The organism is Paractinoplanes tereljensis, from assembly GCF_016862435.1.
Lineage (GTDB): Bacteria > Actinomycetota > Actinomycetes > Mycobacteriales > Micromonosporaceae > Actinoplanes > Actinoplanes tereljensis.
Genome location: NZ_BOMY01000061.1, coordinates 128,701 through 139,982 on the forward strand (window position 1 = coordinate 128,701; position 11,282 = coordinate 139,982).

General features: G+C 69.3%; 10 protein-coding genes. 1 reads left to right on the forward strand and 9 read right to left on the reverse strand.

Annotated elements, in window-relative coordinates; translation table 11 throughout:
- Positions 1–6: 6 nt before the first annotated feature.
- Genes Ate02nite_RS46460 through Ate02nite_RS46500 form a run of 9 tightly spaced genes read right to left on the reverse strand, consistent with a single transcriptional unit; the run spans position 7 to position 9,695 of the window.
- The gene (locus Ate02nite_RS46460; RefSeq protein WP_203814400.1) at positions 7–1,185 is read right to left on the reverse strand and encodes an acyl-CoA dehydrogenase family protein; all 1,179 of its coding nucleotides are present in this window, start codon (positions 1,183–1,185) and stop codon (positions 7–9) included.
- Positions 1,182–2,159 (reverse strand): aldo/keto reductase, encoded by a 978-nt coding sequence (locus Ate02nite_RS46465; RefSeq protein WP_239148218.1) that lies wholly within the window; start codon positions 2,157–2,159, stop codon positions 1,182–1,184. Before Ate02nite_RS46465 ends, Ate02nite_RS46460 begins: the two co-directional genes overlap by 4 nt.
- Positions 2,156–3,466 carry an LLM class flavin-dependent oxidoreductase gene (locus tag Ate02nite_RS46470; RefSeq protein ID WP_203814401.1) on the reverse strand — a complete coding sequence of 437 codons (1,311 nt, stop codon included), beginning with the start codon at positions 3,464–3,466 and terminating at the stop codon, positions 2,156–2,158. Before Ate02nite_RS46470 ends, Ate02nite_RS46465 begins: the two co-directional genes overlap by 4 nt.
- On the reverse strand, positions 3,463–4,800 hold the full coding sequence (locus Ate02nite_RS46475) for an LLM class flavin-dependent oxidoreductase (RefSeq protein WP_203814402.1): 1,338 nt from the start codon (positions 4,798–4,800) through the stop codon (positions 3,463–3,465). Before Ate02nite_RS46475 ends, Ate02nite_RS46470 begins: the two co-directional genes overlap by 4 nt.
- Positions 4,797–5,825 (reverse strand): ABC transporter substrate-binding protein, encoded by a 1,029-nt coding sequence (locus tag Ate02nite_RS46480; protein WP_203814403.1) that lies wholly within the window; start codon positions 5,823–5,825, stop codon positions 4,797–4,799. The genes Ate02nite_RS46475 and Ate02nite_RS46480 overlap by 4 nt, the downstream gene beginning before the upstream one ends.
- Complete coding sequence (locus Ate02nite_RS46485) at positions 5,822–6,526, reverse strand: ABC transporter ATP-binding protein (protein ID WP_203814404.1); 705 nt, start codon at positions 6,524–6,526, stop codon at positions 5,822–5,824. The genes Ate02nite_RS46480 and Ate02nite_RS46485 overlap by 4 nt, the downstream gene beginning before the upstream one ends.
- Entirely contained in the window at positions 6,510–7,376 is an 867-nt protein-coding gene (locus tag Ate02nite_RS46490) for an ABC transporter permease (RefSeq protein WP_203814405.1), read from the reverse strand. The genes Ate02nite_RS46485 and Ate02nite_RS46490 overlap by 17 nt, the downstream gene beginning before the upstream one ends.
- Positions 7,373–8,926 (reverse strand): rhodanese-like domain-containing protein, encoded by a 1,554-nt coding sequence (locus Ate02nite_RS46495; RefSeq protein ID WP_203814406.1) that lies wholly within the window; start codon positions 8,924–8,926, stop codon positions 7,373–7,375. The genes Ate02nite_RS46490 and Ate02nite_RS46495 overlap by 4 nt, the downstream gene beginning before the upstream one ends.
- 16 nt (positions 8,927–8,942) lie before the next feature.
- Complete coding sequence (locus tag Ate02nite_RS46500) at positions 8,943–9,695, reverse strand: SDR family NAD(P)-dependent oxidoreductase (RefSeq protein ID WP_203814407.1); 753 nt, start codon at positions 9,693–9,695, stop codon at positions 8,943–8,945.
- Between the two features lie 272 nt (positions 9,696–9,967).
- Between Ate02nite_RS46500 and Ate02nite_RS46505 the strand changes: the two genes are divergently transcribed.
- A partial coding sequence (locus tag Ate02nite_RS46505) for a M4 family metallopeptidase (RefSeq protein ID WP_203814419.1) occupies positions 9,968–11,282 on the forward strand: 1,315 nt, incomplete at its 3' end.

Sequence of the window (11,282 nt, forward strand, 5' to 3'; positions counted from 1 at the left end):
GTAGTTTTAGAAGAAACCACCATTTGGTAGGGGGGTACCGCTGATCTCGTACGCTCCGATGGCCTTGGCTTTGTAGGTTCTCGGGTTGTGTGAGGCCAGCGTGCGGATGTTGCGCCAGTGCCGGTCCAGGTGATTGATCTGCCGGACCGCGGTGCCACCGCCCACATCGAACAGTTCGGCCGCGGCCCGCAGCGCCTGCTCGTCGACGACCACCTTGGCCTTGGCCGCCCGCAGCGACGCGCGCAGGGCCAGTTCGGCCTCGTCCGGCCCGCCCCGCGACTCGGTGGCCAGCTGCAGCGCGGCCGCCGCGGCCAGCACCGCCGCCTCGGCCACGAACGCCTGGCTGGCCAGGTAGCCGACGGTCTGCTGCAGGATCGGGTCGTCGACCGGCTGGTCGGCGGCCGCGTGATAGAAGGTCCGCTGCTTGGCCCGCACCAGCTCGGTGGCGTCGGTGGCCACCCGCCGCAGGATGCCCGCGATGATCGCGGTCAGGTAGAGCTGCGGGAAGGTGGCCAGGTAGGGCACGTCGCCGTACCAGGTGCCGGGCTTGACGAAGTCGTCGTCGAAGACCGGAGTGTTCTCGAAGCGGGTGGTGCCGCTGCCGGTGAAGCGCTGGCCGATGCCGTCCCAGTCGCGTTCGATGATCACCCCGGGCCGGTCGACCGGCACGATGATCCGGGCCGGCTCGCCGTCCGGGCCCTGCGCGGCCACCACCAGCAGGTCGGCGTAGAGGTTGCCGGTGCTGTAGAACTTCGTTCCGCTCAGCCGCAGACCGTCCTCGGTGGAGGTCACCACGGTCTCGAAGCCCGGCTCGCGCAGGCCGGCCTTCTTCCGGCTGAGCTCGGTCGCGGCCAGCCCGAACAGCCTGCCTTCCCGGACCAGGGCCAGCCACGGCTCGTCCTCGGGGCGCGGGCGGCGCAGCAGCGTCTCCACGAACTGGTAGTGGTTGCGCAGGCTGTGCGCGACGTTCGGGTCGGCCTCGGCCAGGTCGATCACGGTGGCGAACAGCTCGGTCAGCGAGGCGCCGCCACCGCCGTCGGCCATCGGCAGCCGCAGCGCGCCGATCCGGGCTTCCTTGAGCAGTGCGAATTCGGCGTACGGCGGCCGGGCCTCCTGGTCGCGTTCGACCGCGCCGGCCCCGATCTCCGCGATGAGCTGCGGCAGGCCGATCAGCGTGCCGGTCATGCGGTCGCGCCCGCCGGGAGGGGCGCCTCGACGCCGATGTTCTGCGGGCGCAGCGCTCGCTCGCCGGCGACCCGCGACGCGATCGCCTCCAGCCGCTCGATCTGCGCAGGGCTCAGCGAGACGTTCAGCGCGCCCACGTTGGAACGCAGGTAGGCCGGGTTGCGGGTGCCGGGGATCGGCACCACGTCGGCGCCGCGGGAGAGCACCCAGGCGAGCGCCACCTGGCCGGGCTCCGCGCCCACCTCAGCGGCGACCTCGACCACCTCGTCGGCCAGCTGGCGGTTGGTGGCGAAGACCTCCTCGGCGAACCGGGGGTGGGCCAACCGCCGGCCGGACAGGTCGTCGCGGCTGCGCACGCCGCCGGTGAGCCAGCCCCGGCCCAGCGGCGAGTAGGTGACGATGCCGATGCCGAGTTCCCGGGCGATGCCCAGCGTCGACTCCTCGATCTGCCGGCTGAACAGCGACCATTCGTTCTGGATCGCGGTGATCGGGTGCACCGCGTGGGCCCGGCGCAGTGTCTGCGGCCCGGGTTCAGATAGACCGATATGACGGACTTTACCGGCGCGCACCAGCTCCGAGAGTGAACCGACGGTGTCCTCGATCGGCACCGCCGGGTCGACCCGGTGCTGGTAGTACAGGTCGATGTGGTCGGTGCCGAGCCGGCGCAGCGACGCCTCGACCGCCGAGCGGATGTACCCGGGGCTGCTGTCCAGGCCGGTGCGGTCCAGGGTGTTGCCGAACTTGGTGGCGATGACCAGGCCGTCCCGGCGGCCGCGGATCGCCCGGCCGAGCAGGATCTCGCTGTGTTCCGGCCCGTACACGTCGGCGGTGTCGAAGAACGTGAGGCCGAGCTCGATCGCCTCATCGACCACCGCCGTGGCCTGTTTCTCCTCGTCGGCGTCGGGCGGGTTGACGAAGCTCATGAAGCCGAGGCCGAGGGCCGAGACCTCCAGGTCGCCGAGTTTGCGGGTCACGGTGTCTCCTCGAAACGACTGCGGGGACGGGGGAGGCCGAGGTGGTCGCGCAGGGTGCGGCCGGTGTACTCGCGGCGGAAGATGCCGCGCCGGCGCAGCAGCGGGACGACGTGGTCGACGAACAGCTCCAGGCCGCTCGGGAACAGGTCGAAGTTGAGGTTGAAGCCATCGGCGGCCCGGGTGCGGAACCAGTGCTCGATGGAGTCGGCGATCTGCGCCGGGGCGCCGACGATCTGCCGGTGCGCGCCGCCATTGGAGAGAAGCAGTTCCCGTACGGTGTAGCCGCGCTCGCGGGAGAGCTTCACGGTGGCCTCGAAGAAGCCGCGCGAACCCCGGATCTCGGTGACGTCGCTCAGCTTGTCGTAGGGCAGTTCCTCGTCCAGCTTCAAAAAGGCCGGATCCAGGCCGAGCTGGTCGGCCAGGCGCGGCAGCTCCCGATCGAAGTCGAACAGCGCGTCGAACTCAGCTTTCCGCGAACGGGCCTCGGCCTCGGTCGACCCGACGATCGGCCAAAGGCCCGGCAGGATCACCAGGTGATCCGGGTCGCGGCCGAACCCAGCCGCTCGCGCCCGCATGTCGGTGTAGAACTCCCGGGCCGCCGTGTGCGTGGTCTGCGCCGTGAAGATCAGGTCACCGACCCGCGCGCCCAGCGACTTGCCGGCCTCCGACGAGCCCGCTTGGACGAGGACCGGCCGCCCCTGCGGCGATCGCGGCACCAGCGACGGTCCCCGTACCGAAAAGTGCTGGCCTTTGTGGTCTATCGGATGGATCCGGGCGGGATCGAGGAATTGGTCGCCGCCGATCGCGCCGTCCTCCCACGAGTCCCACAGGTCGAAGACGACGTCGACGAACTCCTCGGCGCGGGCGTACCGCGCGTCGTGGTCCGGTGCCTCGGCCAGCCCGAAGTTGGCCGCGGCCCGCGGCGAGTACGTGGTGACCACGTTGAGCGCGACCCGGCCGCGGCTCACGTGGTCGAGCGAGGCGAACCGCCGGGCCAGGTTGAACGGGTCGTTGAAGGTGGTCGAGGCCGTCCCGATCAACCCGACATGCTTGGTCGCGCTCGCCAGGGCGGTGAGCAGGATGGTCGGTTCGAGGGACTGGAACGGCTCGGTCGGCGGTTCGCGGTGCAGGGCGACGCCGTCGGAGAGGAAGACGGCGTCGAACGTGCCGCGCTCGGCCACCTCGGCGATCTTCTTGAAGAAGTCGACGTCGACGAACGCGGCCGGATCGTCCAGGAAGCGCCAGGCGGCCGGATGCCGCCCGATGCTGGTGATGTTGACGTTGAGGTGCAGCTCGCGCTCGCTCAAATCCCCACCCCCACGTCCCGGGCCGGCTGCCACGGCGCGGCGCCGACGTATTGGCTCTCCGGAACCGAAAGCCCCAGGTGGTCCCGCAAGGTGGTGCCGGTGTACTCCTTGCGGAAGATGCCACGCTGCCGCAGGAGCGGGACGACGTGGTCGACGAACGGCTCGAGCCCGGTGGGGAAGCTGTCCGCGTTGAGGTTGAAGCCGTCGGCCGCCCCGCCGACGAACCAGCGCTCGATGTCGTCGGCGATCTGCTCAGGCGTGCCGACGATCTGCCGGTGCGCGCCCGGGTTGCGGGCGAGGATGCCGCGGACTGTCAGGTTCTCCGCCCGGGCCAGCGCGATCGTCGACTTGAAGAAGCCGCGCGAAGATCCTCCGGTCGCGGATTCCAGCAGGTCGTAGGGGAGTGGCTTGTCGAGTTCGAGCGAGTCCGGCGGCAGGCCGATCTTGGCCGCCAGCTTGACCCTCTCGTCCTCCAGGTCCAGGTAGGAGTCGAGCAGTTCCTTGCGCTCCCAGGCCTCTTTCTCGGTGCTGCCCACGATCGGGAACAGGCCGGGGAGCACCACGATTTGCCGGCCGCCGGCAGCGGCCTTCAAGGAGCGGGAAAACGAAAGCGATTCCTCGAACACCGTCTGCGCGGTGAAAACCGCATCGGCGAAGCGGGCGGCAATCTGGGTGCCGCCGTCACCCGCCTGGACCAACACAGGCCGGCCCTGAGGCGTACGGGGAACGTTGAGCGGCCCGCGCACCGAGAACCGGTCGCTCACGTAGTCGATCGCGTGCACCCGCTGGGTGTCGGTGAAGACCCCGGTTTCCCGAGAGGCGACGAGCGCGTCGTCCTCCCACGAGTCCCAGAGCTTGACCAGGATGTCCACGAACTCCTCGGCGCGGGCATACCGTTCCTCCCGGGACGGCAGCTCACGAAGCCCGAAGTTGGCCGCCGTCCCCGGGTTCTGGCTGGTCACGAAGTTCAGCGCGGCCCGCCCACCGGTTACGTGGTCGAGGGTCGACCAGCGCCGCGCCACGTTGTACGGATCGTTGAACGTGGTGGAGATCGTGCCGATCAGCCCGATGTGCTGGGTCGCCGACCCGATCGCCGCCAGCAGCACCGACGGTTCCAGGGAGTTCCAGGCCGCGTGCCCGGCGTGCCCCGGCAGGGCCGGCCCGTCGGCCAGGAACACCGCGTCGAACGTGCCGCGCTCGGCGATCCGGGCGATGTTCCGGTAGTACTCGATGTTGATGATGCCGCGCGGATCGTCCTGGATCCGCCACGCGGCCTCGTGCTTGCCGGCGTTCAGGATGTTGGTATTGAGGTGCAGCTGCCGCTCGGAACTCATTGCGGCACCGAAGAGGCGTCGACGATCGGGTTGAAGACCGAGGAGATGTCCCGGTCGTTCTTCACCCCGCCGGCCTTGAACGCGGCGGAGACGATCTCCTGCTGGGTCTTCTGGAACGCCGGGTCACCGATCTTGTAGAGCCGGCTCTTGGCCCCGTTCTCCCAGTTGATCTTCGAGAGCTCCGGGGTCTGCTTCTGCACGCTCTGGTAGACCTTCTCCACCGCGGCCTCGTTGTTCGGGTACCACTCGGAGTAGAACTTGCTGAACCGAGTGAAGAAGTCCTTGACCGCGGCCAGCTTGGCCTCGTCCTTGAGCACGTCCGGCCGGGTGATGAAGCCGGCTCCGCCGATCACCCCGAGGTCGGCGTTGGTGGCCAGGCGCACCGCCTCGCCCGAGTCGACGACCCGCTTGACGTTGGCGTAACCGGTGACGACCGCGTCGACCTGACCGGCCACGAACGACGCCGCCGCGGCCTGGTTGTCGGGCAGCTGCACCGGTTTGATGTCCTTGACCGTCAGCCCGGCGTTGGCCAGCACCTTCACGTACCCGGCGTAGATGTTGCCGCCGAAGTTGTAGGCGATCGACTTGCCGCGCAGGTCGGCCAGCGAGTTGATGTTCGCGGCCTTGCGGACGAACAGCGACGGCGCCGGGTAGGGCGCGTCCTTGGCGGTGACGCCGGCGATCGTGTAGACCTTCGGCTCGGTCTTGGACCAGTCGTCGGCCGCGTTGGCCGCCTCGAACGCGGCGGTGTTCTCGCCGACCAGGCCGACGTCGGTGGCCTTGGAGTACAGCGCCGAGATCTGCGCGGCCGGCCCGGCGATGACCGGCGTCTCCAGCTTGTACGGCAGATCCTTGAACAGGCCGGACGCCTCGAGCAGGGCCGGGTAGTCGGCGGTCTGGAAGCCGAACGTCAGGGTGGTCTGGCCGGCCGCGGCCTCGTCGTCGGCGGCCGACGCGGAGTCGCCGCAGGCCGACAGGGTGGCACCGAGCAGCAGAGCGGACGTTATGAGGGCGATGCGTTTCACGACACTCCTAGGCGTTCAAGCAGGTGGGTGCGCAGTTCGATGAATCGGGGGTCGCTGCGCCGGCGTGGTTTTTCGAAATCGACAGCGACATCGACGTCGATCGAGCCGTCGGCGAGGATGAGGATCCGGTCGGACAGCAGGATCGCCTCGTCGACGTCGTGCGTGACGAGCAGGACAGCGGGGTTGTGCCGCTGGATCAGCTCGGCCACCAGGTCGTGCATCTTGATTCGAGTCAGGGCGTCGAGCGCGGCGAACGGCTCGTCCAGCAGCAGCAGGCCGGGCTCGGTGACCAGGGCCCGGGCCAGCGCGACCCGCTGGGCCTCGCCGCCGGACAGGGTCAGCGGCCAGGCGTCGCTCTTCGCGGCCAGCCCGACCTCGGTGAGCGCGGTGACCGCCTTCTTCCGGTCCCGCCGCGGGTTGCGACTGCCCAGCACCACGTTGCGCCAGACCCGCCGGGCCGGGATGAGCCGCGGCTCCTGGAAGACGACCGAACGCTTCCGGGGGACCAGCACCTGGCCGTCGTCGGCGGCGTCCAGACCGGCCAGGATGCGCAGCAGGGTGGTCTTGCCGGTGCCGGACGGGCCCAGCAGGGCCACGAAGTCGCCCTGCTTGAGCTGCAGGTCCACGCCGTCCAGGACGGCCCGGTCGAAGACCCGCCGCACTCCGCGGGCGTCGACGACGGTTTCAGCCGATGGCGACACGGGGCCTCCAGGGAAGGGCGAAGTGCTCGGCGACGCGCATCAGCACGTCGACCACGATGCCGAGCAGCGCGTAGATGAGAATTCCGGCGATCACGATGTCCGGCCGCTGGTTCTGGTTCGCGTTGTTGACCAGGTAACCGATGCCCTCGCGGGCGTTGATCTGCTCGGCCAGCACCAGGGCCAGCAGGGACACCCCGGCGGCGTAGCGCAGGCCGGTCAGGGCGGCGGGCAGGGCGGTCGGGAGAATCACCCGGGCGGCCAGCCGCCAACCCCGCAGGCCGAAGGTCTGGCCGGATTCGATCAGCTTTTTATCGACCCCGCGTACGCCGTGGTAGGTGTTCAGGTACATCGGGAAGATGGTGGCCGCCGCGATCAGCACCAGTTTCGGCGTCTCGCCGATGCCGAACCAGGTGATGAACAGCGGGACCACGGCGATGAACGGGATCGTCCGCAGCATCTGCAGCGGCGCGTCGAAGATCTCCTCGCCGATCTTCCAGAGGCCCGCGAACAGCCCGAGCACCAGGCCGAGGCTGACCCCGATGGCCAGCCCGGTGCCGGCCCGTTTCAGCGAGATCGGCAGCGCGGCCTGGATGTCGCCGTTGGCCCACAATTCCTGGTAGGCGGCGATGATCCGGCTGGGCGGCGGGAGGGTGAACTCGTCGGCCCAGCCCAACACCGAGGACAACTGCCAAAGAACGATCAACCCGACGGGTACGGCGATCCGCAGCACCCGCCCGCGCCAGGTGCGGGTTACGTTCCGCAACCGGCCCTGCCGTCCGCGGGCGGTCAGGCTTTCCAGCGCCGGGCCGGCCTTCTTGACCGGCGGCGGCACCAGCTCGCTTGTCGTCATGGCCGGTCCTCGGCGAAGCTCCGGAACGGCGTGGTGTTGTCGGCGTTCAGCTCCTCGACCAGGCCCAGCTCCCAGGACAGGTAGCGGCGGAAGCCGGCCTTGCGCAGCTCCGGGTCGGTCTCGCGCCAGCCCGAGGCGACCACGTCGTCGGGCTCGTGCAGCCAGGTGTCGTTGCCGGTCTCGAACTCGGTGGGCGTGCCGTCGAGCACCTTGACCGGGCGGTCGGTCAGCGCGGCCAGATCCCGGGCGGCATAACGCGCGAGCAGCCCGTCCTCGCTGACCAGCACGATCGGGCCGGTGCCCGGCAGGTCGGCGCCGAGCCGGGCGCGGATGGCGAACACCGCCCCGGGGAGGTGGCTCTTCCGGTACTGGGTGCTGGGCCGCAGGTCGATGATGGTTCCGTCGGTTTCGGTGGTCGTCGCGATGCCACTGGGCACGTCGAGCGCGGTGGGCGGGACCGGGCCGGTTTCGAGGTCCTCGCCATCGAGCGGGTTGGCCAGCACGAAGACCTCGCCCCAGCCGAACTGCTCGATCCAGGACGCGGCCACGGTCGCCCGGACCTCGTCGTTGTCGACGAGCACGATCCGGGCGTGGTGGGTGGCGATGTAGCGGAACACCCAGGGCGCGACGTCCCAGCTCGGCGCGGAGGTGGTGCCGGGCAGGTGCCCCGCCGCGTACTCCTCGGGGGTGCGGACGTCGAGCACGTAGAGCGACCGTTCGTCCTTCTCGTCGCGGAAGCGGCGCAGGGTGTCCTTGTCGACCTTCTTGATGCCGAACTTGGCGCGGAAGCGGTCGGCCGCGGCCTGGGCCGCGTCCAGCGCGGCGCCGGTCGGCAGCGGCGCCACCTCGTGCTTGCCGTGGTCGAGTTCGTGTCCCTCCAGGACCCAGGACTGGGTGCCGCCCTCCAGGGAGACGACCCGGTTGGGCAGACCGGCATTGATCAGCAGCTGGGCGCCCAGGATGCTGCGGGTGCGCCCGGCGCAGTTGACCACGACCAGCGAGTCCGGGGACTTGACCACCTCGGCCGCGCGGTAGACCAGCTCGGCGCCCGGGATGGAGGTGCCGCCGGGCAGGCTGTGGTTCTCGAACTCGCCGATCGGGCGGCTGTCGAGCAGGACGATGTCCTCGCCGTTCGCGATCTTCTCGAGGTAGTCCGGGACGCTCAGGTGCGGGGTCTGGTAGATCTCCTCGATCCACTCGCCGAAGGCCTGGCCGATGACGTGGTCGCCGCCGGTCTGCACCTTGTAGCCGGCCGCGGCCCAGGCCTCTAGTCCACCGTCGAGCACCTGGACGTCGGGGTAGCCGAGGGTTTCCAGCCGGGCCGCCGCGCGGGCGGCCAGGTCCTCGTCGCCGCCGTCGTAGACGATGACCGGGGTGCCGCGGCGGGGGATCAGCGCGTCCACTCGCAACTCGAGGATGCTGAGCGGGATCGGGACACCGAGCAGGATCGAACCCTGTTCCGCGGTGACCCGGGCTTCGCGGACGTCTACCAGCGCGTACTCATCGGCCTTTTCAATGACTTTGTGCAGTTCAACGGCGTTGATCGGCATTTTTTGCCCTTCGGTGTCAGTAGTAGATGAAGCCGGGGATGCCGCCGCCCGCGACGATGCCGTCGCCGGTGATCGCGACGCTGCGCGGAGAGGCCAGGAAGGCCACCACCCAGGCGACCTCTTCCGGCTCGACGACCCGGCCGATGACGTTCTCGACCTCTTGATCGCCGCGCAGCTCCTGGTAGCGCTCGGTCCTGGTCGGACCGGGGTGCACGGCGGTGACGTTGATGCCGTGCGGGCCGAGTTCGTCGGCGATGTTCTTGGTCAGCGCGGTGACGCTCGCGTTGCGGACCGAGCCGATGACCGAGACGGTCTGCCGCGAGCCGGTCCCGCTGATGTTGATGATGCGGCCCCAGCCGTTCTCGATCAGCAGCGGCGCGACCGCGCGGATCGTCCGCAGGTAGCCGATCACCTTGACGTTGAGCTGGCGCTGGAACCATTCGTCGGTGGCGTCGGTGTAGCTCGGCCCGTGCTGGGCGGGCTGCTCGGCGGCGTTGTTGACCAGGATGTCCACGCCACCGAACGCGTTGTGCACGGTGGCGACCAGGGCCTTGACCGACTCGTCGTCGCCGGTGTCGGCGGTGACCGGCAGGACGTCGGCGCCGATCTCGTCCTTGATCCGTCGGGCCGCTTCGGACAGCACCTCGGTGCGGCGTGAGGTGATGGCGACCTGGGCGCCCTGGCGCGCGAGTTCGAGGGCGATGGCGTAACCGATTCCGGTGCCGCCGCCGGTGACGATGGCGCGCTTTCCGTCGAGTTCGAGACCCATGGTGGACATCCGTTCGTTGGAGGCAACACCTATCTTGCCTATAGGAATTACGGGTGTCCATGGTGCTGACGTTGACAACGGTTTCCGCCTTGTTACGTCACGCCAGTGAGATGACCTAAACGGCATGACCGAAATATCGGTCATTTCAAATGGCACAGGAAAATCACAGACAAGGGTTTTCCCTGTTACCTCGATCGATGTCAATCGATAGCGTCTCGGCTGTGCCACCGGACGCGGCGACGTTCGCCGCGCCATCCGAGAAGGAGTACGCGATGTTCCGAACCCACCTGGCCATCGCCGTCGGAGCCGCGACCGCGGTTACCGCGGCCCTGGTCACCGGGCCGGCCAGCGCTCAGCCGTCGGCGCAATCCGCCGTCGAGCCGCTCGCCGCCGCCGACGCCCTGATCTCCGCGAAGCCGGCCGCCCTGCACGCCAGCAAACTGGACACGTTCCAGCGGCAGGCGGCCATCACGTCGGCCGGGCACACCTACGTGCCGTTCACCCGGGCGTACAAGGGACTGCAGGTTGTCGGCGGCGACCTGGTCGTGGCCACCGACGCGAGCGGCAAGGTCACCTACACCTCGGTGGCGCAGACCAGCGCGATCGGTGAGCTCTCCATCGTTCCGAAGATCACCGACGCGGCTGCGCTGGCGGTGGCGTCGAAGCAGCTTTCTTCCGTCTCGTCGGTCGAGGGCACCAAGCTCGTCGTGGTCGCCGCCGAGGGCGCCGCCGCTCGTCTCGCGTGGCAGTCCACGATCAACGGCACCAGCGCCGAGGGCGTCAGCCGGCTCACCGTCAACGTGGACGCGCAGACGGGCGCCGTGCTCGGCACCCAGGAACACGTCATGAATGTGACCGGTACCGGCAACGGCTGGATCTACGGCTCGGTCTCGCTGAACACCACCCAGTCGGGCTCGACCTACCTGCTGCAGGACCCGTCGCACACCACCATTCGGGCGCAGAACGCGACCGGCAACGCGACGTTCTCCGGCACCGACAACGTGTGGGGCAACGGCGTCGGCACCAACCGCGAGTCCGGCGGCGTGGACGCGTTCTACGTGGCCCAGAAGCAGTACGCGATGCTGTCCTCCTGGCTCGGCCGCAACGGTCAGAACGGCTCGGGCGGCGCCTGGCCGATCCGGATCGGCCTCAACCAGCAGAACGCGTACTACGACGGCACCCAGGTCCAGATCGGCAAGAACACCGCCGGCAACTGGATCGCCTCGGCCGACGTGGTCGGGCACGAGCTCGGCCACGGCATCGACGACAAGACCCCCGGCGGCATCTCCGCCCGCGGCACCCAGGAGTTCGTCGCCGACACGTTCGGCGCGGCCACCGAGTGGTACATCAACAGCCCCGCGGACGCCCCCGACTACCTGGTCGGCGAAGAGGTCAACCTGGTCGGCAGCGGCCCGATCCGCAACATGTACAACCCGTCGGCCCTGGGCCACTCGAACTGCTACTCCAGCAGCACCCCGAACGCCGAGGTGCACGCGGCCGCCGGTCCCGGTAACCACTGGTTCTACCTGCTCGCGCAGGGCACCAGCGGCAACGGCCAGCCCGCGTCGACCACCTGTAACAGCACCT